19 protein-coding genes are annotated in these 24,562 nt (G+C 66.7%); 10 read left to right on the top strand and 9 right to left on the bottom strand.

From position 1 onward, the window contains the following. Window positions 1–121 precede the first annotated feature (121 nt). The 3 genes from ACP694_RS05830 to lpxK are packed head-to-tail and all read left to right on the top strand — an operon-like array spanning window position 122 to window position 3,401. Window positions 122–1,132 (top strand): cation diffusion facilitator family transporter, encoded by a 1,011-nt coding sequence (locus ACP694_RS05830; RefSeq protein ID WP_426011147.1) that lies wholly within the window; start codon window positions 122–124, stop codon window positions 1,130–1,132. After that, window positions 1,129–2,397, top strand: a complete 1,269-nt coding sequence (locus tag ACP694_RS05825) for a 3-deoxy-D-manno-octulosonic acid transferase (RefSeq protein ID WP_426011145.1) — start codon at window positions 1,129–1,131, stop codon at window positions 2,395–2,397. The genes ACP694_RS05830 and ACP694_RS05825 overlap by 4 nt, the downstream gene beginning before the upstream one ends. Then, a complete protein-coding gene (lpxK, locus tag ACP694_RS05820; protein WP_426011143.1) occupies window positions 2,394–3,401 on the top strand; it encodes a tetraacyldisaccharide 4'-kinase in 1,008 nt (335 codons plus the stop codon). Before ACP694_RS05825 ends, lpxK begins: the two co-directional genes overlap by 4 nt. A gap of 110 nt (window positions 3,402–3,511) precedes the next feature. On the opposite strand, the gene ACP694_RS05815 is transcribed toward lpxK, so the two are convergent. From ACP694_RS05815 to purU, 3 genes are all read right to left on the bottom strand, one after another. Further along, complete coding sequence (locus ACP694_RS05815) at window positions 3,512–4,591, bottom strand: phosphotransferase (RefSeq protein ID WP_426011141.1); 1,080 nt, start codon at window positions 4,589–4,591, stop codon at window positions 3,512–3,514. 231 nt (window positions 4,592–4,822) lie between these two features. Continuing rightward, window positions 4,823–6,109 carry a phosphoribosylamine--glycine ligase gene (gene purD, locus ACP694_RS05810; RefSeq protein ID WP_426011140.1) on the bottom strand — a complete coding sequence of 429 codons (1,287 nt, stop codon included), beginning with the start codon at window positions 6,107–6,109 and terminating at the stop codon, window positions 4,823–4,825. A gap of 289 nt (window positions 6,110–6,398) precedes the next feature. Continuing rightward, a complete protein-coding gene (gene purU, locus ACP694_RS05805) occupies window positions 6,399–7,268 on the bottom strand; it encodes a formyltetrahydrofolate deformylase (protein ID WP_426011138.1) in 870 nt (289 codons plus the stop codon). A gap of 277 nt (window positions 7,269–7,545) precedes the next feature. On the opposite strand from purU, the gene ACP694_RS05800 reads away from it, so the two are divergent. The 3 genes from ACP694_RS05800 (at window position 7,546) to ACP694_RS05790 (ending at window position 9,793) form a co-directional block, all read left to right on the top strand. Then, entirely contained in the window at window positions 7,546–7,698 is a 153-nt protein-coding gene (locus tag ACP694_RS05800; RefSeq protein ID WP_426011137.1) for a hypothetical protein, read from the top strand. 119 nt (window positions 7,699–7,817) lie between these two features. Continuing rightward, window positions 7,818–7,985, top strand: coding sequence for a hypothetical protein (locus ACP694_RS05795; RefSeq protein ID WP_426011135.1), 168 nt, complete (start codon window positions 7,818–7,820; stop codon window positions 7,983–7,985). A gap of 395 nt (window positions 7,986–8,380) precedes the next feature. Continuing rightward, window positions 8,381–9,793 carry a hypothetical protein gene (locus ACP694_RS05790; RefSeq protein WP_426011133.1) on the top strand — a complete coding sequence of 471 codons (1,413 nt, stop codon included), beginning with the start codon at window positions 8,381–8,383 and terminating at the stop codon, window positions 9,791–9,793. A 32-nt stretch (window positions 9,794–9,825) separates the two neighbouring features. Here the strand turns inward: ACP694_RS05790 and phoB are convergent, their stop codons facing one another. The 6 genes from phoB to ACP694_RS05760 form a co-directional block, all read right to left on the bottom strand. Then, the gene (gene phoB / locus ACP694_RS05785) at window positions 9,826–10,518 is read right to left on the bottom strand and encodes a phosphate regulon transcriptional regulator PhoB (protein ID WP_426011131.1); all 693 of its coding nucleotides are present in this window, start codon (window positions 10,516–10,518) and stop codon (window positions 9,826–9,828) included. A 15-nt stretch (window positions 10,519–10,533) separates the two neighbouring features. Further along, window positions 10,534–11,223, bottom strand: coding sequence for a phosphate signaling complex protein PhoU (gene phoU, locus ACP694_RS05780; RefSeq protein ID WP_426011129.1), 690 nt, complete (start codon window positions 11,221–11,223; stop codon window positions 10,534–10,536). A 16-nt stretch (window positions 11,224–11,239) separates the two neighbouring features. Next, window positions 11,240–12,004, bottom strand: a complete 765-nt coding sequence (gene pstB / locus ACP694_RS05775) for a phosphate ABC transporter ATP-binding protein PstB (RefSeq protein WP_426011304.1) — start codon at window positions 12,002–12,004, stop codon at window positions 11,240–11,242. Between the two features lie 149 nt (window positions 12,005–12,153). Then, window positions 12,154–13,458: a phosphate ABC transporter permease PstA gene (gene pstA / locus ACP694_RS05770; RefSeq protein WP_426011127.1), complete on the bottom strand. Its 1,305-nt coding sequence runs from the start codon at window positions 13,456–13,458 to the stop codon at window positions 12,154–12,156. Further along, window positions 13,451–14,893: a phosphate ABC transporter permease subunit PstC gene (gene pstC, locus ACP694_RS05765; protein ID WP_426011125.1), complete on the bottom strand. Its 1,443-nt coding sequence runs from the start codon at window positions 14,891–14,893 to the stop codon at window positions 13,451–13,453. Before pstC ends, pstA begins: the two co-directional genes overlap by 8 nt. Before the next feature lie 520 nt (window positions 14,894–15,413). After that, the gene (locus ACP694_RS05760; RefSeq protein WP_426011123.1) at window positions 15,414–16,805 is read right to left on the bottom strand and encodes an ATP-binding protein; all 1,392 of its coding nucleotides are present in this window, start codon (window positions 16,803–16,805) and stop codon (window positions 15,414–15,416) included. A gap of 175 nt (window positions 16,806–16,980) precedes the next feature. Here ACP694_RS05760 and ACP694_RS05755 point away from each other — a divergent pair, with 175 nt between their 5' ends. The 4 genes from ACP694_RS05755 (at window position 16,981) to ACP694_RS05740 (ending at window position 24,553) form a co-directional block, all read left to right on the top strand. Next, window positions 16,981–20,310: an autotransporter outer membrane beta-barrel domain-containing protein gene (locus ACP694_RS05755; RefSeq protein ID WP_426011121.1), complete on the top strand. Its 3,330-nt coding sequence runs from the start codon at window positions 16,981–16,983 to the stop codon at window positions 20,308–20,310. A gap of 353 nt (window positions 20,311–20,663) precedes the next feature. Next, on the top strand, window positions 20,664–22,112 hold the full coding sequence (locus ACP694_RS05750) for a porin (RefSeq protein WP_426011119.1): 1,449 nt from the start codon (window positions 20,664–20,666) through the stop codon (window positions 22,110–22,112). A gap of 121 nt (window positions 22,113–22,233) precedes the next feature. Next, on the top strand, window positions 22,234–23,286 hold the full coding sequence (locus tag ACP694_RS05745) for a sulfate ABC transporter substrate-binding protein (RefSeq protein ID WP_426011118.1): 1,053 nt from the start codon (window positions 22,234–22,236) through the stop codon (window positions 23,284–23,286). Between the two features lie 157 nt (window positions 23,287–23,443). Continuing rightward, window positions 23,444–24,553 (top strand): histidine kinase dimerization/phosphoacceptor domain -containing protein, encoded by a 1,110-nt coding sequence (locus ACP694_RS05740; RefSeq protein ID WP_426011116.1) that lies wholly within the window; start codon window positions 23,444–23,446, stop codon window positions 24,551–24,553. Window positions 24,554–24,562 lie beyond the last annotated feature (9 nt).

The following is a 24,562-nucleotide window of genomic DNA, read 5'->3' as shown; positions in this document are numbered from 1 at the left end:
CTCCGATAGACATCACTACGTGCCGCGCCCGCCGCGGTTCCGTGTCGACGGCAGGACGGGCAAAGCGCCGAACTGCAAGGCTGGCCGTTGATCCGCCCCGCCCTTGGTGGGAGAAGACCCCATGCCGAACCCTCACGATCACGATCACACTCACGATCATCACGACCATGATCACCACGATCATGACCAGGCTCATTCGAATGACTCACACCACGGCCACAGCCATGGCCCTGGCCCTGGCGGGCACAGCCATGCGCCCAAGGACTTTGGCATGGCCTTCGCGGTCGGCGCGACCCTGAACATCGGCTTCGTGATCGCCGAGACCGTCGCCGGCCTGATGACCCATTCCCTGGCCCTGCTGGCCGACGCCGGCCACAATCTGTCGGACGTGCTGGGCCTGTTCATGGCCTGGGGCGCGGTGATCCTGGCCAAGCGCGCTCCGTCGGGGCGCCGCACCTATGGCCTGCGCAAGGGCACGATCCTGGCGTCTCTGACCAACGCCGTCTTCCTGCTGGTGGCGGTGGGGGCCATTGCCTGGGAGGCCGCCCGCCGCTTCGCCGATCCGCAGCCGATCCAGGCTGGCCCGGTGATGATCGTCGCCGCCATCGGCATCGTCATCAACACCGCCACGGCCCTGATGTTCATGCGCGGCTCCAAGGACGACCTCAACATCCGCGGGGCCTTCCTGCACATGGCCGCCGACGCCGGGGTCTCGGCCGGAGTGGTTGTCGCCGCCCTGGTCATGTGGAAGACCGGCTGGCTGTGGTTGGACCCGGTGGTCAGCCTGGGCATCGTGGTGGTGATCGTGCTGGGCACCTGGAGCCTGCTGCGCGACAGCCTGGACCTGGCCCTGGACGCCGCCCCGCGCGGGATTGACGTGAGGGCGGTCAAGACCTGGCTGGCCGGCCGGCCCGGCGTCAGCGAGGTGCACGACCTGCACATCTGGGCGATGAGCACCACCGAGACCGCCATGACCGCCCATCTGGTCCGGCCGGAAAACCCCGACAACGACCAGTTCCTGCACGATGTCTGCGGCGAGATGGCGAGCCGCTTCAAGATCGGCCATGTCACGATCCAGGTGGAACAGGGCGGTGTCGCCACCTGCCATCTGGCCAGCGCAGACGCGGTGTGAGCCTTCCCCTCTCCCTGACCCTCTACCGCGCGGCCACCACCGCGCTGGAACCGCTCGCGCCTCTGCTGCTGGAGCGCCGCGCCAAGGCCGGCAAGGAAGACCGCGCCCGGCTGAACGAGCGCCTGGGACGGCCGACCAAGCCGCGCCCGGCTGGTCCGCTGGTCTGGCTGCACGGCGCCAGCGTCGGCGAGAGCCTGTCGATCCTGCCGCTGGTCGAGCGTCTCCGCGCCGAGCGGCCGGACGTCGCGGTGCTGGTGACCTCGGGCACCGTGACCTCGGCCGAACTCCTGGCCCGCCGCCTGCCGGCCGGCGCGGTCCACCAATATCTGCCGGTCGACACCCCTGGCGGCGCGCGGCGCTTCCTCGACCATTGGCGGCCCGACCTGGCGGTGTTCGTCGAGAGCGAGCTGTGGCCCAACCTGCTGCTTGCCGCCAAGGCGCGCGGCGTGACGCTGGCCCTGGTCTCGGCCAAGCTTTCGGACAAGAGTTACAAGCGCTGGCAGGCGCGGCCGTTCGCGGCCGGGCGGCTGCTGGGCGGCTTTGACTTGATCCTCGCCCAAGACGGCCGGGCCGCCGAGCGCCTGACCAGCCTGGGTGGCATGGTCGGCGGCGAGGCCGATCTGAAATTTGGCGCCGCGCCGCTACCGGCGGACAAGACCGTGCTGGCCGACCTGCGCGCCCGGCTGGGCGACCGGCCCCTGCTGCTGGCCGCCAGCACCCATCCGGGCGAGGACGAGATCGTGCTGGCGGCCTGGCGCGCCCTGTCGCCCCGTCCCCGGCTGGTGATCGCCCCGCGCCATGTCGAGCGGGGGCCGGCCATCCTCGAGATCGCCCGCCCCACCGGGGCCTCGGCCGCCCTGCTCAGCGCCGAGCCCGAGGCGACCGCCGACATCATCGTCGCCGACACCTTGGGCGAGTTGGGCCTGTGGTACCGCCTGGCCGACCTGGCCTTGGTGGCCGGCAGCCTGGTCCCCGGGATCGGCGGCCACAACCCGCTGGAGCCGGCGCGGCTGGACTGCCCGATCGTCTCCGGCCCCCATGTCGAGAACTGGCTGACCGCCTATGCCGACCTGCGGGCGGTGGACGGCGCGGCCTTCGCCGACGCCCCGGTGCTGGGCGAACGCCTGGGTCGGATGCTGGCCGAACCCGAGATCGTCAAGCTGCGGGCGACCCGCGCCCAGGCCTTCGTGAATGGCCGCGACGCCGAGGCCCGCGCTGGCCTCGACCGTATCCTGGCGCTGCTGCCCACGCGGGCCTCGGCATGAAGCTCTCCACCCCCCGCTGGTGGTACCTCCGCGAGGGCGCGCCCAGTCCGGTCACTCGTCTGCTGCTGACGCCGCTGTCATGGATCTGGGCCGCCCAGACCGCCAAGCGGATCGCCCGCGCCACGCCGCGCAGCGCCGACTGCGCGGTGATCTGCGTCGGCAATTTCACGGTCGGCGGGGTAGGCAAGACGCCCGTGGTTCGCGAGCTGCTGCTGACCCTGACGAAGCGCGGCCGCCGCGCCCACGGGCTGTCGCGCGGCTATGGCGGCAAGCTGAAGGGACCGGTCCAGGTCGATCGCGCCCGCCACACCGCCGTCGAGGTCGGGGACGAGCCGCTGATGCTGGCCCAGGACTTTCCCATCTGGGTGTCGCGCGACCGGGTGGCTGGAGCGCGCAAGGCCGCGGCCTCGGGGGCCGAGGTGGTGGTGATGGACGACGGCCACCAGAACCCCGATCTGCGCAAGACCCTGTCGCTGGTGGTGGTCGACGGCGAGACCCGCGAGGACGAATGGCCGTTCGGCGACGGCAAGGTGTTTCCCGCCGGGCCGATGCGCGAGCCGCTGAAGGTCAGTTTGGCGCGCACCGACGCGGTGATCGTGCTGCTGCCCGACGACCTGCCGGCCGCTGATCCGGACCTGCTGGCGCTGTTTGGCGACACTCCGGTGCTGATCGCCCGGCTCGAGCCGGCCGCCCCGCCGCCCACGGGCCGGCAGGTCGGTTTCGCGGGGATCGGCAAGCCGTGGAAGGTCGAGCGAGCGCTGAAGGCCGCCGGCTGCCACCTGGTGGATTTCGCGCCCTATCCCGATCACGGCAACTACGACGAGGCGACGCTGCAGTTCCTGGCCGAACGCGCGGCGACCTACAGCGCCGGGCTGGTGACGACCGAGAAGGACTGGGTGCGGTTGCCTCAGGCCTGGCGGGACCGGGTGACGCCCTGGCCGGTGCGGGCGCGGTTCGAGGATGAGGCGGCGTTGGGGCGGTTGCTGGAGAAGGCGGGGCTCTAGGTCCTCCCCCTGTGGGGGAGGTGTCGGCGAAGCCGACGGCGGGGGGAGTGATCGGATGATGGCCACAACCCGGATCGAAGACCCTAAAAATCCCCCCACCGATCCTGTTTTTAGGCCCCCGCCTTCTGCGCGAACGCCCACGCGCCGCGCGCCAGCACCGGCACCCGGGCCTCCATCAGTTCCGCATGGGCGCTGGCCGCCGTGCCGTCGCGCACCCGCCCGACGATGCCCTGGCAGATCCCCGCCAGCCGGAACAGATTGTAGCTGAAATACCAATCGAGGTTCGGCAGGCCGTCGCGGCCCGTGGCCTTGCAGTATTGGGCGACGGCCTCGTCGATGGTCGGCACGCCATAGGCGGTCAGGTCCTGGATCTCGGCCAGGCCGCCCCGCTGGTCGGACGGCATCACCCAGTTCATCAGGAAATAGCTGAAATCGGCCAGCGGGTTGCCCAGGGTCGACAGCTCCCAGTCCAACACCGCGATCACTCGGGGCTGCGTGGGGTGCAGGATCATGTTGTCGAGGCGATAATCGCCATGGACGATCGAGGTCATGTCGTCGGCCGGGGCGCTGGTCGGCAGGAAGGCGATCAGCCGGTCCATGTCCTCGATCGAACGGGTTTCGCTGGCCTTGTACTGCTTGGTCCAGCGGTCGATCTGGCGGGTGAAGTAGTTTCCCGGCTTGCCGTAGTCGGCCAGGCCGACGGCTGCGTAGTCGATAGTGTGCAAGGCGGCCAGGGTCTCGATCTGCGCCTCATAGATCGCCCGGCGCTCGGCGGGCTGGTAGTCGGGCAGCGTGCCGTCCCACAGGATCCGGCCTTCCACATTGTCCATCACGTAGAAGATCGTGCCGATCACCGCCTCGTCCATGCAGAGGGCGTAGGCCTTGGCGACCGGGAACTTGGCCTTGCCCAGGCCCGAGATCACCTTGAACTCGCGGTCGACGGCGTGGGCGCTGGGCAAGAGCTTGCCGGGCGGCTTGCGGCGCAGGACGTACTTCTTCGCAGGCGTGATCAACTGATAGGTCGGGTTGGATTGGCCGCCCTTGAACTGGCGGACCTCCAGCGGACCCTGATAGCCCGCGACATTGGCCTCCAGCCAGGTCGCCAGCCGGACCTCGTCGATGGCGTGGCGCGGATCGACGGGCTTGGTCCCCGAGTTCAGGTCCTGGGCGGTCTGTTCGGCCACGGCCATGCGCTAACTCCCCAACGCTTGTTTGAACCGGAGTTTAGAGGGTGGCGCCGTGGGTGCAAGCTTGGATAAGCGGCGTCTAGAGCATTTTTCGAGCGAAGTGGTTCCGGTTCGCGTGAAGAAAAATGCGTCAAAACAAAAGATTAGAGCTCACGGCATGACGCAGTCAGGTCGGGAAATGCTCTAGAGACGGGGACAGGCGCATGCGCCTGTCCCCGTCTGCAGGCTCGGCGGTCAGGAATGCTGGCTCAGCGCCCGCCAGCCGATGTCGGTGCGATAGAAACCGCCCTCCAGCGACACCGTGCCCAGCGCTGCATAGGCCACATCCCGCGCCTCATGCAGCGTCGCGCCCAAGGCGCAGACATTCAGCACCCGGCCGCCGGACGCCACCAGCCGGCCGTCCGCGTCGCGCGTCGTGCCGGCGTGGAAGATCACGGCCTCGCCGCCAAATTCGCTGTCGGCGCCCTGGATCAGACCGCCGGACACTGGCGCTTCGGGATAGCCCTCGGCGGCCAGCACTACGCAGATTGCCGCCTCCTCGCGCCAGACCGGCGGGGCGGCGCCCGCCAGCTCGCCCTTAGCGGCGGCCAGCAACAGCGGCACGAGGTCGCTTTCCAGCCGCAGCATCAGGGTCTGGCATTCGGGGTCGCCGAAGCGGGCGTTGTATTCGACCAGCTTGGGGCCCGTCTCGGTGAGCATCAGCCCGGCATAGAGAACGCCGACATAGGGACAGCCCTCTGCGGCCATGCCCTCGACGGTCGGGACGACCAACTCACGCCAGGCTTGCTCGACCAGGGCGTTGGTCAGCACGGGCGGTGGGGAATAGGTCCCCATGCCGCCGGTATTGGGGCCCGTATCGCCGTCATAGGCCCGCTTATGGTCCTGGGCCGCGCCGAACAACAGGGCGGTCCTGCCGTCGCAGATGGCGAACAGCGAGGCCTCCTCGCCGTGCATGAATTCCTCGATCACCACCCGCGTCCCGGCCGAGCCGAAGCGGCCGCCCAGCATGTCGAGCACGGCGGCGTCGGCCTCGGTACGATCGGCGGCGATCACCACGCCCTTGCCGGCCGCCAGGCCGTCGGCCTTGATGACGAACGGCGCGGTCAGGGTGTCGAGAAACGTCCCGGCCGAGACCGCGTCGGTGAACACCCCATAGGCCGCCGTGGGCAAGCCGTAGCGGGCGCAGAAATCCTTGGTGAAGGCCTTGGACGTCTCCAGCCGCGCCGCCTGGGCGCTACCGCCGAAACAGGGGACACCAATCTCGGCCAGCTGGTCGGCCAAACCGACCTCCAGCGCCGATTCCGGGCCCACGACCACCAGGTCGGCGGCGATCTCCTGGGCCAGGGCGACCAGGCCCTCGACATCGGTGACCTTGAAGTTTCGCAGCTCGGCGACGGCCTCGATCCCCGGATTGCCCGGCGCGGCCACCAGCCGTCCGCACAGCGGCGACTGAGCGATCTTCCAGGCCAGGGCGTGCTCGCGCCCGCCCGACCCGACGAGCAGAATGGTCAGCTTTTCCATGAGGCCGGGGTGTGGAACCAGAGGGCCACGAGGTCAAGGCCGCGCTGACTGCAGAGCCTGGAGGCGCGCCGCCCCTCCCGGGTCTGGCGGCTGGTGATGGAGAGCGGCGGCGAGGTGGTGACCAGCCGAACCTATCGGGACGACCTGTTGCGGCGGTTGCGGCGGTTGCGGCGGTTGCGGCGTAAGGGCGTATTGAGAATTTGGCGCTTCATCGCAGCAGAATGGCTATGGCGGCGGAAGTCCACAACCGCGGCGCCTGGCTGCCACGCCCAGCCGCCGCGCCGTCTCCCTAGGCGAACACCACCGTCTTCACCCCGGCGATCAGCACGCGGTGCTCGACGTGCCAGGTCACGGCGCGGGCCAGGACGGCGCACTCTACGTCACGGCCCAGCGTGACCAGGTCGTCGGGCGCGTGGCTGTGGTCTACACGGTGGACGCCCTGTTCGATTATCGGGCCTTCGTCCAGGTCGGTGGTCACATAGTGGGCCGTGGCCCCGATGATCTTCACGCCGCGCTCGAAGGCTTGGTGGTAGGGCTTGGCGCCCTTGAAGCTGGGGAGGAACGAGTGGTGAATGTTGATGCACCGCCCCGACAGCCTCGCACAAAGGGCGGGCGACAGGATCTGCATGTAGCGGGCCAGCACCACCAGATCGACGGCCAGGTCGTCGACGAGCTGGAGGAAGGCGTCTTCCTGTTCGGCCTTGTTGGTCTTGGTGGTCGGGAGGTGGAAATAGGGCAGTCCGCTCCACTCGGTGAACGAGCGCATGTCCTCGTGGTTGGAGACCACGCCGACGATCTCGACCGGCAGCAGGCCCGCTCGCCAGCGGTGCAGCAGGTCGAACAGGCAGTGGCCGAACTTGGAGACTGCGATCAGCACCTTGGGCTTGGCGCCCGTGTCGTGCAGGGCCCAGATCATGCCGAAGCGTTTGGCGATCAGCTCAAAGCCCTGGCGCAGCGCGCCGATCCCCGGCATGTCGCCGTCGGGACGGAACACCGTGCGCATGTAGAACTGGTCGGCCAAGCTGTCGTTGAAGTGGCTGCTCTCGACGATAGAGGCGTCGTTATCGGCCAAGAAGCCGGACACGGCCGCCACGACGCCCTTACGATCAGGGCATTGCAGGATCAGTATATAGCGGTCGGCGGCGGTCTGGTCGTTCATGACACGGTCCTAGAGCATCGCGCGGAAAAGTGGCCACCGGTTTTCCGCAAAAGCGATGCGAAAACAAAAGTCTAGAGCAAGCCGTGCGATTCCTATATCGCGCGGCTCGCTCTAGTCGACCTGGGTCGCGCGCGGCAACAACCATTGTCCTCATGGATCATACACCAGGAAAACGCGTCGCGATCCAGACAATGGCCAGGCGGCGCTCGAGGCCATTGGCCAGGAGCCCTTCGACCTGGTGCCTGGCGGTCGAGTTTAACGCGGCGTCTCGGTCGAGGTGTGGATCGAGAACAGCGGGCCGGTCGAGGTGCTGCCGCCCGCCGTCGCGGCCGAATATCTAGGCTTCGCCGAGGCGGTCGCGCTGACGGCCGACCCCGATAGGCCGCCGGACGCCCACCAGCCGCAGATCAAGACACTGGAACACGCGTGATGTGGAGGGGCGGCTGTAGCGGCCGCCCTTTTCACGGCTTCGACAAGTTGGTCATGGGATCGTCACCGGCTGTCGCGTAGTCTTCACCGGATCGCGACGCCGCCGACCTCGGGAAATCCATGAAGCCCCCCATCAAACGCCTGGCCGACCTCAAGCCCGCCTCCGCCCCGGCCAAGGCCTATGCCCGGCCCACGCCGATGGTGACCCGGCGCAAGAGCGGCAAGGTCCTGACCGACGCCGAGCGCGCGGCCTTCCTGGCCTCGCGGCAGGATCTGGTTTCGAAATAGCGACACGATCGGGGGGCCGAGACTTGAACCGCCCAGCCCCTTCCCGAACCGCCCGCGTCGGCGAGGCCGCGCCTTAAAACCTTGATGGCGAGCTTGCTCTGGCGTCTGGCCGTGTCAAGGACCGGCCTCCGGCCGGCCGCGCCGCGGCGACGCTCCGCGTCGTCCTTGACACGGCCAGACGCCAGAGCCCCGATCCACCAAGGCTTTAAGGCGTGGTGGCTTGCGGCAACCGAACGTTGGTGATGGGTAGGAAGTCCACTGGATACCGAAACGCGGGAAGCCCTGCAGATCGCTGGTGTTGTCTGAGTTTCCATCCTCATATTTAATCGGCCGTTCAGGCGCCGGCGGTGGCAATCCTGAGCTTCTTTGGCTCTGCAATTTGAGACGGGGACGGCATGGATCTTCATGAAGGTGTCTCCGAGAGACTTGTTCAACGGCTCACAGACGTACTTGCGGCAGGCAGCCTGATGAGCCGAAAGTATCTTTCGTTCGAGACCATGAAGGCCGTTGATGCACTGAACCAAATCCTTGATCGGAACGTGCTGGCCAAGCTCAAGTCCTACACCAGCGACAACCCCCTGATGGATGTGACGAGCATCGTCTTAGAGCAAACGCTTGTTCACACCGAATACAACGAGGTGGCAGTAGAGCGCCTAATTGACGTCCTCGGTACTGCTGCGCCCTTAGATATAGCGGTACAGGTCGTTGCACTAATTGAGAGCTTGCCCTGGCACTACGTCTACGCCCTCCCGCTGCCGGATAGCCTAGACGCTGCCTTCCCTGCTCATGGGTTTTGGAAATTGGGGGAAGACGCGAAGATCGCAAAGGGAGTTGGGCTGACGGAGAAGTTCGAGGTTGCGACTTCGCCTTCCAGCTTCATGAATGCCTTATCTGGGCAACGCTCTTTCTTCACAAATCCCGGACCGACAAGCGCTCACCTCCTCATCGACGCATACGGCACTATCGATCAGTATTCGTCCACATATCCACAGCTTCAGGCCTTTGAGGATATGAAGTCGATCATCGGTTTAATGATGGCACTTGGGCTTCTGCGGTATCGCAGCACATGGAAGAGAAACCACCCGCTCGTCGAAGTGCATATCAATCGTGAGGCGGCCGACGCCACATACTCGTTCGTACAATCGACCTCGCTGGCGGGGTCCACGAGCGAAGCTCTAAGCATGCTGCGTTTCAACGAGCCGCATGGGGAGCGGATCGAGGACAATTGGGCGGGGCTCGTTGGGAGCCACCTTGTTTCGATCCAGCGCGTGCTCGCCGATGAAGCGAACCGAAAGCGACTGCTGTTAGCGGCAAAGTGGTACTTCGACAGCTTCACTGGAGACAGTGAGTTGCTGCGCTTTGTGCAGGCAATGGTTTCCTTGGAAATCCTTCTCGGGGAGGAGAACAAGGAGGCCTACAACAACATCGGCGTCGGCGAACTAATGAGGAACCGCGTCGCCTATCTGATTGGGCAGGACATGAATGAGCGCGCCGAAATCCTCGGCACGTTCAACAAACTCTACGACGTTCGCTCGCGTATTGTGCATCGTGGCCACAGTCATCTGTCGCAAGAGGAGAGGCGCCACCTTGCTACGCTCCGAGGATACTGCGCTCGGGTCATTCAGGCTGAAGTAAAAATGCTCGTCTCTGGCGACGCCCTCACTGACCCGAATTGGCCCGAAGCCATTCTGCCAACACCGAAAGGCGTGGCATTGAGCCCCCTTCTTGAAGCTCTCGCCGGGTTCGATCCGAATGCCTTAGACACTGAAATTCCGCTTATCTCCGAGGCGGAGACAGGCCGGGGATAGACTTGCTCGCCGCAGCACGATCCGCCGCCGCCCTACGCCGCGTCCAGATCCAGCGAATAGCCTGCCGAGCGCACGGTCCGGATCGGGTCCCCGTCCACGTCGCCGTTCAGCGCCTTGCGCAGGCGGCCGATGTGGACGTCCACGGTGCGGGCCTCGACATAGACGTCCGAGCCCCAGACGGCGTCCAGCAGCTGTTCGCGGCTGAACACCCGGCCGGGGTGCTGCATCAGGTAGTCGAGCAAGCGGAATTCGGTGGGGCCCAGGTGGACTTCCTTGCCCTGGCGTTTCACGCGGTGGGCGACGCGGTCGATGATGATGTCGCCGACCGTGATGCGGTCGTCGGCCAGGCCGGGGCGGATACGGCGCAGCACGGCGCGCACGCGGGCGGTCAGCTCGATCATCGAGAACGGCTTGACCACATAGTCGTCGGCCCCGGTGTCGAGGCCGCGAATGCGGTCGCTCTCCTCGCCGCGCGCCGTCAGCATGATGATCGGCACGTTGCGGGTTTCGGAGCGGCCGCGCAGGCGGCGGCAGACCTCGATGCCCGAGACTTTGGGCAGCATCCAGTCGAGGATCACCAGGTCGGGGGCGCGCTCGGAGGCCATGGTCAGGGCCTCCTCGCCGTCGCAGGCCACGCCGACGAGATAGCCTTCCTTGTCGAGATTGTAGTGCAGCAGGGTGGCCAGGGCGTCTTCGTCTTCGACCACCAGAACGTACGGAGTCACTGGGCCTACCTCGACTTACTTCGACAGCTCGAGCTTGGGCCGCTGGGAGATGATCTCCTCGCCGGTCAGCTCGAAATGGATGATCTCGGCGATGTTGGTGGCGTGGTCGCCGATGCGCTCGAGGTTCTTGGCGACGAACAGCAGGTGAGCGCACGGATTGATCGTCCTGGGATCGCCCATCATGTAGGTCAGCAGTTCGCGGAAGATGGCGTTGTAGTGCTCGTCGACCTCTTCGTCGCGGCCCCAGACGCCGATGGCGCGCGGCAGGTCCGACGAGGTGTAGGCGTCCAGCACGTCCTTCAGCCGGCCCTGGACCAGGTGGCCCATGCGCTCGATCGAGCGGGTCAGGGCGGTCATCGGGTCGGCTTCGGTGAGGATCAGGGCGCGCTTGCCGATGTTCTTGGCCATGTCGCCGCAGCGTTCCAGGCTCATCGAGATCTTCAGGGCGGCGACGGCGTGGCGCAGATCGACCGCCATCGGCTGGCGCAGGGCGATCAGCTTGAAGGCCTTGCGCTCGATCTCGGCCTGCAGGATGTCGAGCCGCTCGTCGCGGGCCACCACCTGCTGGGCCAGGGGGCCGTCGCGGCGGGCGATGCAGTCGATGGCGTCGGCCACCTGGGCCTCGGCCAGGCCGCCCATGCGGGTGACCTCGGCCGTGAGGTGGTTCAGCTCTTCGCCGTAGGACTTGACGGTATGTTCGGTCATGGGATGCGTCCTCCGGTCAGCCGAAGCGGCCGGTGATGTAATCTTGCGTGCGGGTGTCACGAGGATTGGTGAACATCTCCTCGGTCGGACCGCTCTCGACCAGCTTGCCCAGGTGGAAGAAGGCCGTCTTCTGCGACACGCGAGCGGCCTGGGCCATCGAGTGGGTGACGATGACGATGCAGAACTGGTTGCGCAGGTCGTCGATCAGTTCCTCGATGCGGGCGGTGGCGATCGGGTCCAGGGCCGAGCAGGGCTCGTCCATCAGGATCACTTCCGGCGACACGGCGATGGCCCGGGCGATGACCAGGCGCTGCTGCTGACCGCCCGACAGGCCGGTGCCGGCCTGGTGCAGGCGGTCGGAGACCTCGGCCCACAGACCCGCCTTCTTCAGGCTGGCCTCGACGATGGCTTCCAGCTCGGCCTTGCTCGTGGCCAGGCCGTGAATCCTGGGACCGTAGGCGACGTTCTCGAAGATCGTCTTGGGGAAGGGGTTGGGCTTCTGGAAGACCATGCCGACCCGCGAGCGCAGCACCACCGGATCGACGCTCTTGGCGTTGACGTCATTGCCGTCGATCTCGATCGAGCCGGTGACCCTGGCCGACGGGATGGTGTCGTTCATCCGGTTGATGCAGCGCAGGAAGGTCGACTTACCGCAGCCCGACGGGCCGATGAAGGCGGTGACCGACTTGGCCGGCACGTCGAGGCTGACGTCGAACAGCGCCTGCTTGTCGCCGTAGAAGACATTGACGTCGCGGGCCCGGATCTTGAAGTCGCTGCTCATCGCATTGCCGGGGCCGGTGGGGATCACCGAGGCCAAGCTCGACGCCCCGCCTTGAGCCTGGGAAGCGGCAAGGGTGTCGTCGCGGTTTTCGGTCGGCATGGCGTGGCCCTTGGAAAGGGGAAAGGCGAGAGGGTTCAAGGTCATGGAAGCTACCACCGGCGTTCGAAGCGGCGACGCAGGATCACGGCGGCGGCGTTCATGACGATCATGAACACCAGCAGCACGATGATCGCCGCAGCGGTGCGTTCGTGGAAGGCGCGCTCCGAAGCGTTCTCCCAGATATAGACCTGCACTGGCAGGACTGTGGCCGAGCTGGTGAAGTTCTCCGGCGCGCCGGGCACGAAGGCGACCATGCCGATCATCAGCAGCGGCGCGGTCTCGCCCAGGGCATGGGCCAGCGACAGAATGGCGCCGGTCATCACGCCGGGCATGGCCAGCGGCAGCACATGGTGGAAGACGGTCTGGGCCTTGGAGGCGCCGACGCCAAGGGCGGCTTCGCGGATCGAGGGCGGCACAGCCTTCAGCGAGGAGCGGGTGGCGATGATCACGGTCGGCAGGGCCATCAGGGCCATCACCAGGCCGCCGACCAGCGGCGAACCCCGCGGCACGTGCAGCCAGTTGATGAACAGGGCCAGGCCCAGCAGGCCGTAGACGATCGACGGCACGGCGGCCAGGTTGTTGATGTTGACCTCGATGACGTCGGTCCAACGGTTTTTGGGCGCGAATTCCTCGAGATAGACCGCCGCCATCACGCCCACCGGGATGGCGATCATCGCGGTGATCACCAGCATCATGGCCGAGCCAATCACCGCCCCCCAGACCCCGGCCTGTTCAGGCTCGGTGGAGTCGGAATTGGTGAAGAACTTGGTGTTGAAGCCGGTCTTGACCGTGCCGTCGTTCTTCAGGCGGTCCAGCCAGTCCAGCTGTTGGTTGTCGAGCTTGCGGTCGCCTTCGGCGGTCGAACGCTTGATCTCGCCCTTGTAGTAGAGGTCGGCGTCGGCCTTGACCGAGCCGGTCACATTGACCGTCTTGCCGATCAGCGAATGATCCTTCCTGACCATCTGCAGCAGCTGGTTGCCGAAGTCGCGCGAGGTCAGGGCCATGATCTTGCCCGACGTCATGCCCAGGTCGTCGTCCTGCACGCCCAGCTTCTTCATCATCGCCTCGGCGACGATGTAGTCGTAGTTGACGCCTTCCAGCGCGTTCACGTCGATGCGCTCGGCGTTCAGATAGATCGGCACCGTCAGGGTGTGGGTCTCGAAGGTAGAATAGCCCTGGGCCACGATCCGGCCGACCAGCACCACCAGGAAGATCATGGCGATGACGATCGCCGCGATGCCCTGGACGCGGAAGATGGTTTCCGAGCGGTGGCGTTTCTTCAGCAGCGCGTCGCGCGCCGAGAGTGAGACCGCCCGGGGGGCTGGCGCGCCGGGGGAGATAACTGCGTCAGTCATATTGTTCCCGGTACTTCTGGACGATGCGCAGGGCGATGATGTTCAGGCACAGGGTGACCACGAACAGGGTCAGACCCAGGCCGAAGGCCGACAGGGTTTTCGGACTGTCGAACTCCTGGTCGCCGGTCAGCAAGGTGACGATCTGAACGGTCACGGTGGTGACGGTGTCCAGCGGATTGGCGGTCAGCTTGGCCTGCAGGCCGGCGGCCATGGTGACGATCATGGTTTCGCCGACAGCGCGCGACACGGCCAGCAGCATGGCGGCCATGATCCCCGGCAGGGCGGCGGGCAGGACCACCCGCTTGACGGTCTCGGACTTGGTCGCGCCCATGGCGTAGCTGCCGTCGCGAAGCGACTGGGGCACCGAATTGATGATGTCGTCCGAGAGAGAGGAGACAAAGGGGATCAGCATGATGCCCATCACCACCCCGGCCACCAGGGCCATCTGGTTCTGAACCTGCATCAGGTACTGGGCCAGGCCATCCATCGGACCGCCGGCGATGCTGGCGCCGATGCCGTTGAAGAAGGCGCGGAACAGCGGACCCACGGTCAGGGCGGCGAAGAAGCCGTAAACCACGGTCGGCACGCCGGCCAGGATCTCCAGCAGCGGCTTGATCGTCGAGCGCAGGCCGCGATTGGCGTATTCCGACAGGTAGATCGCCGAGTAGAGGCCGATCGGCGCGGCCACCAGCATGGCGATCATCATCACGAGGAAGGTGCCGGCGAACAGCGGGACGGCTCCGAAGGCGCCGGACGAGGCCACCTGGTCGGCGCGCATGGCGATCTGCGGGGCCCATTCGGTGCCGAACAGGAAGCTCAGCGGCGACACGCTCTCGAAGAACCGCCAGCTTTCGTAGATCAGCGACATGACGATGCCGAGCGTGGTCAGCACGGCGGCGACCGAGCAGGCGATCAGCACGCCGGAGATCCAGCCCTCGACCCGGTTTCGGGCGCGGAATTCGCTGTTGATCCGGGGGTGGGCCAGCAGGAAGCCGGCCAGGGCCAGCAGGCCGGCCAGGCCCAGGACCGAGTAGCTGACGATGCCGGTGATCCGCTTGGCCTCGACGATCTTGGCGTCCAGCGCAACCTTCAGCGGGCCCTCATAGGTCACTTCACTGGGCGTTATGCCGGCGGCGATGGCCGTGACATCGCTGAAGAACACGTCTTGACGATCGGGTGTGAGGGCCTGGACGACCGCGGGCCGCTGGGCCTGCAGCATGCTGTCCTCGACCCGGCCCCCGAAGGCGGCGCCCAGCAGCAGCAGCAGGGCGGCCGGCGCGCCGGCCCAGAGGGCGGCGTACATTCCGTAATAGTTGGGCAGCGAATGGAGACGGGCGGGCGAGCCGCCGGCGGACTTCAGCGCCCGGCTGCGGCCGGCCATGAAGGCCGCGCTGGAGAACAGGGCGAGGAAAAAGAGCGAGAGCCAGGTCAGCATGCGTGAAGAGGTCTTGCGCGAGGGTTGCGGTGCGGCGCCCAACGCGCCGTACCGCCCGGGGCGATCTATGCCGCGCGGGCACTGACCTTATGCGACGGTTGCGTGACGGTTTTGCGACAGCGCGGGGCCTTCAGGTTCAGTCCCCGAATCAAGACTTAGCCAGGCAGTCTTCGCGCGACCGCCCCGTCCCCGTTCAGTTCAATCCGCAACAGGCTTGGCGCCTTTCTTTTTGGCCCTTCGAAGGTCAACCACGCCTTCGGCCCGTCCACGAAGAACCGGTCCGTTGAGGAAACCGCCCAGAGCTCCACCATATAGGCGGCTTCCGCCCCGGTCTCGGCCGGCGCGTTGCGAATGAACGACAAACTGAACGGTCGGATCGCCGCGATGCAGCGCGCCCTTTCCCTCCGACACCACGCTGAGTGAAGGCGCAGGCTCCGCTGGTCAACCGCGACGACGAGACAGGGGCGTCGCATCCCGCCTCCGCCTCCGCGTCACATGCCGAGCGCGCTTCAAGCCGCCACTAAGCGCGACCAGCCCCCTTGGCCACCGGGAAATAGACCCCGAACGTCGCCCCCGCGCCATGGACGCTTTCGACGATCATCCCCCCGCGGTGGCGGTTCATGATGTGCTTGACGATGGCCAGGCCCAGGCCGGTGCCCGAGCGGTCGCCGCTCTTCTGGCCCTCGACGCGGTAGAAGCGCTCGGTCAGGCGCGGCAGGTGCTCGCGCAGCATGCCCGGCCCCTTGTCAGTGACCCTCAGCGAGGCGTAGCGCTCGCCTTCTGCGTGGTCGGGGGTCAGCAGCGACATCCGGGCGCCGGCCGGGTCGCGCGCCGCCGCCGCCATGTCGGCGGTCAGGCCCGAGTGGATCTCGACCCGCACCACGCCATCGCGCGGGGTATATTTGATGGCGTTGTCGACCAGGTTTTGGATCACCTGGACGATCTGGTCGCGGTCGCCCTCGACCACCGCCGCGCCGCGCGGCGGCAGAACGGGGTCAAAGCCCACGGCCTTGACCTTGGCCTGCGGACCCAGGGCGTCGAGCACGTCGATGGTGGCCATGGCCAGGTCGACCTGGCCATGCGGGGCGATGTGCTCGTTCAGCTCGATCCGCGACAGGCTCATCAGGTCGTCGATCAGCCGGGCCATCCGCTCGGCCTGGGCCTGCATGATGCCCAGGAACTTGTCGCGCGCCCCCACATCGTCCTTGGCGTGGCCGCGCAGGGTCTCGATGAAGCCCGACAGTGAGGCCAGGGGCGTGCGCAACTCGTGGCTGGCATTGGCCAGGAAGTCGGCGCGGGTGCGCTCGCTGCGGCGGGTGTCGGTCTCGTCGCTGAGCACCAGCAGGGCCAGGCGCGAGCCGCGTTCGTCCAGGCCCAGCGGCGCGCTATGGGCCACCCATTCGCGGCCCTGGGCTCCGCCGCCCACATAGTCGACCGAGCGCCGCAACCCGCCGAACAGGCTCTCGTCCACCGCCTCCAGCACCTGGGGATTTCGCACCGCCGAGACCAGCAGCCCGCCGCGCGGCTGCAGCTTGAAAAGCTCGCGGGCGGCGGCGTTGGCGAACACGAAGCGCCTGCCGGTCAGATCGTCGGCCTCCTCGGCGGCGATGACCATCAGCGGATCGGGCAAGGTTTCGAGAATCAGGGCGAAGGGCGGCGGGCGATCGACGACCGCCGGCGCCGGGGCGGGCGCGATCGGATCGGCGGCGTATCGGCGGGCTCGACGCGCCAGCAGAAGGCCGGCCCCACCGCTGGCCAGCCCGGCGACGATCGCGCCCGTGGCATTGGCGCCGCCGGTCAAGCCCAAGCCCAGCAAGGCCCCGGGACCGATCAGCACCGCCGCCCACAAACCCAGTGGCATAGGGGTGGACCCGCCCGAACGGGTCGGCGGTCGCGGCGAGGCCATCGGCATGCGGCAGTCTCGATTTCTGTGGAAAGACGGATTCGTCGAACCAGATATGGCGCCCTGGGGTGGCTTGCGATAGACCGTCAAACGCTCAAGAAGCACGACGTTGGCGGAAGCACCGCAATTTCGCCGCAACGTGCCGCAATCTGGGGTCTGGTTTCTCTCCGAGGTGTCGTTCGTAATGCAGCGCAAGGTCCTGGTCGCGACAGTCGCAACCGCTCCTCTCCTGGCCATGGCGTTCGGCGCTTATGCTGAGACCGTCGTCAACACGGCCCGTACGACGCCGATCGCCACGGCGACGGCGACGACGGCGGGCGCCCCCGACGACGTCAAGATCGACGCCGCCGGCTCGATCAAGACGACCGCCGGGACCGGCCCGCTCATCCTGCTGAACAGCAACAACAAGGTCACCAACGCCGGCACGCTGGCGACGGTCAATCTGGACGACACCACCGGGATCGAGATCCGCGGCGGCAATACCGGCACGGTGACCAACTCGCTGGCGATCAGCCTGACCGAGGACTACACCCCCACAGACGACGACAAGACGGCGGCCGGCGTCGCCGCGCCCGACGGCGACCTCGACGGCCCGTTCGCCAACGTCAAGCGCCACTACGGCATCCGCTTGATGGGTCCGGGCGTCTTTACCGGCAATATCGTCCAGGACGGCACCGGCTCGATCATCGTCGAGGGTAACAATTCGGCGGGCGTCTCGCTGGAGACCGGCCTGGTCGGCAACCTGAAGCTCGGCGGTTCCGTCGCGCTCACGGGCGATAACAGCTATGGCGTTCACGTCGCGGCGCCGGTGACGGGCAACGTCACGCTGAGCGGCTCGACCACCGTGTTGGGCGAAAACAGCACGGCGGTGGCGCTCGACGGCGCCGTCAGCGGCGCCTTCGTCGTGCAGGGCTCGATCAGCGCGACCGGCTATCGCTACACAAACCGCCCGACTGAAGCCGTCATCAGCAAGCTCGACACCGAAGACCTGCTTCAAGGCGGCTCCGCTGTTCGCGTCGCCGGCAACGTGACCGGCGGCGTGTTGTTGAACGGCCCAACCGGTTCGACCGTCGTCGACGGCACGACAACCACAACGAGCGTGATCTCGTCATCGACCGCGAGCACGGCCGCGCTCAACGTCTTCGGGCGCGCGCCGGCCCTGCTGATCGGCTCGGACACTCAGGCCATCACCCTCGGCGCGGTCGGCGCGGCCGACAACGCCTATGGCCTGGTCTCGAAGGGCTCGATCGCCGCCAGCGGCGTCTATGACAAGATCGCCGCCACCGGCGTCCAGATCGGCGGCGGAACCGGCCAGGCCACGACCCTGACCGGCGGCGCGCGTTTTGACGGCAGCGTCACCGTCGCCGCGCGCGAAGCCAACGCCACGGGCGTCAGCCTGACCGCCGGCGCCGCGGTCCCCTCGCTCTGGAACCGGGGTTCGATCACCGCCGCCAGTTCGTCCTATGCGGGCTCGGGAGTGACCGGTGACGCGCGGGGCCTGGTCATCGGCGCCGGGGCCAATCTGGCCAACCTGACCAACAACGGCGGCATCTCGGCGGTCCGCATCGGCGACGCCGGCGACACCGGCGACGCCATCGCTGTGCTCGACACCTCGGGCACGTTGAAGACCATCACCAATACCGGCTCGATCTCCGCCCAGGTTTCCGCCTCGACCGCGAAGAAGGACGGCACGACGGTGACGACGGTCGTCACGCCGACGGGCAAGGCGATCGCCTTTGACCTCAGCGCGTCCAACGGCGTCACCCTGACCCAGACCGCGCCGACGTCCTCCGCCACGACCACCACCTATGCCAGCACCGACACCGTCACCACGGCGAGCACCACCTCGACGACCACGACGCCCTCGATCGCCGGCGCGATCCGCTTCGGTTCGGGCGCGGACGTCCTCAACATCCAGAACGGCACGGTGTTCGGCGACATCTCGTTCGGCGCCGGCGCCGACGCTCTGAACATCAACGGCGGCGGCGTCGTGCTGGGCGCGCTCTCCGACACCGACGGCAATCTGGCGATCAAGATAACCAATGGCAGCCTGGGCCTGACCAATACCGGCCCGATCAGCGCCTCTAACCTGACTCTGGAAAAGGACAGCAAGGTTGTCTTTACCGTCGACCCCACCGCCAATGGCGGCCTTGGCGCCAACACCCACATCAACGTCTCGGGCGCGGTCAAAATCGACTCGGGCGCACAACTGGGCCTGCGGCTGACCAGCCTCCTGACGACGAAGAAGACCTATACAGTGATCACCGGCGGCTTGCTGACCGTCGGGGATATCGGGCTAGAATTGCTGGACAATACGCCCTATCTGTACGTTGCCACGCCCTCGAAGGATGGCAATAACGTCTATCTCACCGTTGACCGTAAGAGCGCCACAGACATCGGCATGAACAAGGCCCAGGCCTCGGCCTATGATGCGGTGTTCGCCGCCGTGGGCAAGGATACCGGCATCTCCGGCTCCTTCCTGGGCAAGGACACCAAGGACGGCTTCCTGAGCCTGTACAACCAGATGCTGCCCGACCAGGGCGAGGGCTTCTTCGCCGCGCTGCAGAACGCCAACCAATCGATCGCAGCCGCCACCGGCTACCGTCCCGATCCCGGCGACCGCTACGGTCCTGACAGCATCTGGATGCAGGAAATCAACACCCTGATCCGCCGCGACACCGGCGACACCCAGGGCTCCGACACCCAGGCCTTCGGCTTCGTTGGCGGCTATGAGGCCATGGGCGACGCCGGCGGCGCGCTGGGTCTGACCCTGGCCTATATCAGCGTCGAGGAACACGACATCACCGCCCAGGTCGGCGAGCAGACCACGGGCAACTTCGTGCAGCTCGGCTCCTACTGGCGCCGGTCGATCGGCGGCTGGCGGATGAATGTCGGCGGCGGCGGGGGCTATGGCTGGTACGATGGCGACCGGGTGTTCAACTCGGGCGACGCCAACGGCGACGGCGTCGCCGACGTGGTGCGGAAGAATACGGCCAAGTGGAACGGCGCGACGTTCAGCGCCTTTGCCGGCGCGGGTTACGAAACCAAGTTCGGGCGCTATTTCGTGCGTCCCGAGGCCCGCTTGGACTACCTGTACCTGCGAGAAGGCAAGCGAACGGAAAAGCTGGTCAGCGCCCAGAACGCGGGCGTGGCCACCACCGACAACGGCGATGGTTTCAACCTGACCGTCGAGCAGCGTAACTCCAGCAGCCTGTCCGCCGACGCCGGCCTGGCCTTTGGCGCCGATTTCGGCCGCGACGTCTGGTGGCGTCCGGAAGTGCGGGTCGGCTATCGCCAGACGCTGGCTGGCAGCGTCGGCGACACGGTCGCCCGCTTCAATGGCGGGAACCCTTTCCACATGGCCGCCATGGACGAAAAGCAGGGCGCCGTGACCGTGGGCTTGGCTCTGCGGGCCGGAACGCCGATGTCCTACTTGGCGCTCGAAGCCAACGCCGAATCCGCCAAGAAGCAGAAGCGCTACAATGTGAAGCTTACGGGCCGGGCGATGTTCTAGAGCATTTCCCGACCTGACTGCGTCAGGCCGTGAGCTGTAATCTTCTGTTTTGACGCATTTTTCTTCACGCGAACCGGAACCACTTCGCTCGAAAAATGCTCTAGCCCGTCCGGCGCCGGTTTCAAGCGCCTCCAGGGGCGGTTCGAAACGGCCTGAGCGAACACTGATCGAAAAGGCTCGCGCCCCGGCGCGGGCCTTTTTCGTTTGGATTTCAGCGGCTTGTGCGATGATCCGTACAAGGCCTGAAGGAAAACTCACAGCCCTCCGGCCTAATCTCTATTCAATGAATAGGAATATTCGTCTTTTGTGCTGATCAACAGCGGCGCCGGCCAAGGCGCCGAGAGGGGAAGACCATGACCAAAGCCCAGACCGCCTGGCGCGCCGCCCTGATCGCCGGCGCTTCGCTGGTCGCCATGACCGGCGCGGCCCACGCCCAGACCGCCACCCAGACACCCGAGCAGCAGCAGGCCCGCATCGAGGCCCTGGAAGCCCAGCTTCAGGCCCTGTCCGGCCAGATCGCCGACCTCAAGGCCGCGACCGCCGCCAGCCTCAAAGATGTCCGCACGATCCAATCGGCGACCGTCGTCAGCGTCGCCAACGGCAAGCCGACCATCGCCTCGGGCGACGGGGCCTTCAGCGCCAATATCCACGCCGTCATGCAGCTGGACGCGGCCTGGTACAACCAGGACAGCGGCCTGGGGGCCGGCGTCGTGGGCCGCGACCTGAACAGCGGCACCAACTTCCGCCGCGCCCGGCTGGGCGTCGATGGCAAGGCCTTCAAGAACTTCGACTACAGCGTCCTGCTGGACTTCGGCGGCGCCGGTACGGACGGCGCGGGCACGCTGCAAGAGCTGTGGCTGCAGTACAATTATGCGCCCTTCAAGGTGAAGGTCGGGGCCTTCGCCCCCAATGTCGGCCTGGAAGATGTCGCCTCGACCAACGGCTCGCTGTTCCCGGAACGTCCGACGGGCTCGGAACTGTCTCGCGGCCTGGCCGGCGCCGACAAGCGCATCGCCCTGCAGGCCCAGGCCCTGGGCGAGCGCTGGCTGATCTCGGGCGCCGTCACCGGCGCCAAGGCCGGCGATGGCGCCACCTTCGACGAGCAACTGGGCTATGTGGCCCGCGTCGTCTATGTGCCGCTCAAGGGCTATGACTGGCTAATCCACACCGGCGTCAACGCCAGCCTGGTGGCCCAGCCAGCCCAGACCACCGCAGGCGGCGCCTATCCCATCAATGTCACCGACCGCCCGGAACTGCGGGTGGACGGCACGCAGCTGATCAGTTCGGGCGCCATCGATTCCTCCGGCGCGCGCCACTACGGCTTCGAACTGGCCGCCCAGAAGCAGAACTTCCTGATCCAGGGCGAATATTTCGACATCGCCTTGGACCGTCGCAACCGCGCGGCCAATGTCAGCGATCCCAAGTTCCATGCCTGGTACGTCGAAGGCTCCTGGGTGCTGACCGGCGAGGCGCGCAAATATAACGCTGGAAACTTTGCCTTCGACGCCCCGGCCGTGACCAATCCGTTCGACCCCAAGGCCGGCAAGTGGGGCACCTGGGAACTGGCGGCCCGCTATTCGACCGCCGACCTCAACTATCATGAATACGCCACCGTGGCGGCCGACCGGGTTCGGGGCGGCAACCAGGATATCGTCAGCCTGGGCGTGAACTGGTTCCCCAACACGGTGACCAAGTTCTCGCTGGACTATCTGGATGTCGACGTCGATCGCCGCGACGCGGCCGGCGCGCAGATCGGCCAAGGCTACAAGGCCATCAACGTTCGCAGCCAGTACGCGTTCTAAGACTAGCGGACCCGCGTTCCCTCGATGGGGACGCGGGTCCGCGCCATCACGGCACCGCCAGCCTGGGCCGGGCTGGTCGATCAGCGTTCAAGATCCACCTTCTCAAGCGAGCCACATCGCCATGACCCACGATCCGAAGACCCCCACGCGTCGCGGCCTGCTCGGCACGGCCACGGCTGGCGCCGCGGCCCTGGCGGTTCCCGCCGCCTTCGTCGGCGCGGCCCAGGCGGCCGGCGTCAAGCCGTTGACCCTGCTGAACGTCAGCTACGACCCGACCCGCGAGCTCTACAAGGACATCAACGCCGCCTACGCCAAATACTGGAAGGACAAGGTCGGCCAGGACCTGACCATCAACCAGTCGCACGGCGGTTCGGGCAAACAGGCCCGCTCGGTGATCGACGGCCTGCAGGCCGATGTCGTCACCCTGGCCCTGGCCTATGACATCGACGAAATCGCCGCCAAGGCCAAGCTGCTACCGGCCAACTGGCAGTCGCGCCTGCCCAACAACTCGACCCCCTACACCTCGACGATCGTGTTCCTGGTCCGCAAGGGCAATCCCTGGAGGATCCGGGACTGGGGCGACCTGATCAAGCCGGGCATCGACGTGATCACCCCCAATCCCAAGACCTCGGGCGGGGCGCGCTGGAACTATCTGGCCGCCTGGGCCTGGGCCCTGAAGCAGCCGGGCGGTAGCCCCGCCAAGGCCGAAGCCTTCCTCAAGACCTTGTTCGAGCACGTGCCGGTGCTCGACACCGGCGCGCGCGGCGCGACCACCAGCTTCACCCAGCGCGGCCTGGGCGACGTGCTGCTGTCGTGGGAGAACGAAGCCTATCTGGCGCAGGAAGAACTGCCGGGCAAGTTCGACATCGTCTATCCGTCGATCTCGATCCTGGCCGAGCCCCCGGTGGCGATCATCGACAAGAACGTCGACCGTCACAAGACCCGCCTGGCGGCCGAGGGCTATCTGAACTTCCTGTACAGCCCGATCGCCCAGGACCTGATCGGCAAGAACCACTACCGTCCGCGCAACGCGGCCGCCGCGGCCAAGTACGCCGGCAAGTTCAAGAACATCCCCCTGGTCACCATCGACGACACTTTCGGCGGCTGGAAGAAGGCCCAGGCCACCCACTTCGCCGACGGCGGTTTCTTCGACAAGATCTTCAAGCCCAAATAGGGCGACCTTCGCACCTGCGGTCATGGCGGCGGGGACCTCAAGGGGTTTCCGCCGCCCTATATTTTGGTCCACTGTCGAGCGCCCGGCGCCCCGGAACCCGGCGCCACAGGGGACGTTTCGGGACACGGGGCGTCAAGACAGGTCGGGCACAGTGCGAATGACGGACTTTCTGCAGTCGGAACGCGCGGCGGACCTGCTCGCCGCCGAGCACGGCCCGGACGATCCCTTCGCCGCCGCGATCCGCGCCACGCCGATGGCAATGATCGTCACGGACGCCCGCCAGGCCGACAATCCGATCATCTTCGCCAACGACGCCTTCCTGGCCCTGACCGGCTATCGCCGCGACGAGGTGATCGGCCGCAACTGCCGCCTTCTGCAGGGCCCCGACTCCGATCCGGCCGCTGTCGCGCGCCTGCGCGACGCCGTCGCCGCCAGCGAGGCCATCGCCCTCGACATCCTCAACTATCGCAAGGATGGGTCGATGTTCTGGAACGCTCTCTATTTGTCGCCCGTGCGCGACAAGGCTAGCGAAGTCGCCTTCTTCTGCGCCTCGCTGGTGGATGTCAGCGACAAGAAGCAGGTCGAGTTCGAGCTGGGCGACACCCGTGAGCGGCTTGAGGCGGCGGTGGCCGATCGCACGCGCGAGCTGAGCCTGGCCCTCGAGCAAAAGACCGCCCTGCTCCACGAGGTCGATCACCGGGTCAAGAACAACCTCCAGCTCATCTCCTCGCTGCTGCTGCTGCAGAATCGCCGCGTCACCGACCCGGCGGTGAAAACCTCGTTGCGCGGCATGCTGGAGCGAGTCAGCGCCATCGCCACCGTCCACCGCCGCCTGTTCCAGAGCGACGACGTCGAGCGCTTCGATGTCTCAGCCTTCGTGCGTGATCTGGTCAGCGACATGATGGGCTCGGCGCGGCGCGATGACATCACGGTCCGGCTGGACCTGGAGCGGGTCGATGTCGCCGCCGCCAAGGCCGCCCCCCTGGCCCTGGTGATCAGCGAGCTGTTCTCCAACACCTTGCGCCACGCCTTCCCGGAAGCCCGCGGCGGCGAAATCTTTGTCGGAATCTCGCAGGCCGACGGCGAGTTCCGGATCGAAATTGCCGACAACGGCGTTGGGATGGAGAATTCCGCCGCGTCGGGCGGGTTCGGCCTGACCATCATCCAGTTGCTTTGCCAACAATTGAAGGCTCGATCCGAAACCACCTCCGCCGATCCCGGAACCCGTGTGGTGGTGCATTTGCCGGTCAACGGCCTGCATCACTGAAAAAGGTTG

Source organism: Caulobacter sp. DWR2-3-1b2 (assembly GCF_049896345.1).
Lineage (GTDB): Bacteria > Pseudomonadota > Alphaproteobacteria > Caulobacterales > Caulobacteraceae > Caulobacter.
Note: the sequence above shows the minus strand (reverse complement) of the source record. Positions and strands in the feature narration are given on the sequence as shown.

Excerpts from the sequence above, each read along its gene's own strand:
- ACP694_RS05830 (WP_426011147.1), top strand. The coding sequence starts at position 122 with ATGCCGAACCCTCACGATCACGATCACACTCACGATCATCACGACCAT.
- lpxK (WP_426011143.1), top strand. The coding sequence starts at position 2,394 with ATGAAGCTCTCCACCCCCCGCTGGTGGTACCTCCGCGAGGGCGCGCCC.
- ACP694_RS05815 (WP_426011141.1), bottom strand. The coding sequence starts at position 4,591 with ATGGCCGTGGCCGAACAGACCGCCCAGGACCTGAACTCGGGGACCAAG.
- purD (WP_426011140.1), bottom strand. The coding sequence starts at position 6,109 with ATGGAAAAGCTGACCATTCTGCTCGTCGGGTCGGGCGGGCGCGAGCAC.
- purU (WP_426011138.1), bottom strand. The coding sequence starts at position 7,268 with ATGAACGACCAGACCGCCGCCGACCGCTATATACTGATCCTGCAATGC.
- ACP694_RS05795 (WP_426011135.1), top strand. The coding sequence starts at position 7,818 with ATGAAGCCCCCCATCAAACGCCTGGCCGACCTCAAGCCCGCCTCCGCC.
- ACP694_RS05790 (WP_426011133.1), top strand. The coding sequence starts at position 8,381 with ATGGATCTTCATGAAGGTGTCTCCGAGAGACTTGTTCAACGGCTCACA.
- phoU (WP_426011129.1), bottom strand. The coding sequence starts at position 11,223 with ATGACCGAACATACCGTCAAGTCCTACGGCGAAGAGCTGAACCACCTC.
- pstB (WP_426011304.1), bottom strand. The coding sequence starts at position 12,004 with ATGAGCAGCGACTTCAAGATCCGGGCCCGCGACGTCAATGTCTTCTAC.
- pstA (WP_426011127.1), bottom strand. The coding sequence starts at position 13,458 with ATGACTGACGCAGTTATCTCCCCCGGCGCGCCAGCCCCCCGGGCGGTC.
- pstC (WP_426011125.1), bottom strand. The coding sequence starts at position 14,893 with ATGCTGACCTGGCTCTCGCTCTTTTTCCTCGCCCTGTTCTCCAGCGCG.
- ACP694_RS05760 (WP_426011123.1), bottom strand. The coding sequence starts at position 16,805 with ATGCCGATGGCCTCGCCGCGACCGCCGACCCGTTCGGGCGGGTCCACC.
- ACP694_RS05755 (WP_426011121.1), top strand. The coding sequence starts at position 16,981 with ATGCAGCGCAAGGTCCTGGTCGCGACAGTCGCAACCGCTCCTCTCCTG.
- ACP694_RS05750 (WP_426011119.1), top strand. The coding sequence starts at position 20,664 with ATGACCAAAGCCCAGACCGCCTGGCGCGCCGCCCTGATCGCCGGCGCT.
- ACP694_RS05745 (WP_426011118.1), top strand. The coding sequence starts at position 22,234 with ATGACCCACGATCCGAAGACCCCCACGCGTCGCGGCCTGCTCGGCACG.
- ACP694_RS05740 (WP_426011116.1), top strand. The coding sequence starts at position 23,444 with ATGACGGACTTTCTGCAGTCGGAACGCGCGGCGGACCTGCTCGCCGCC.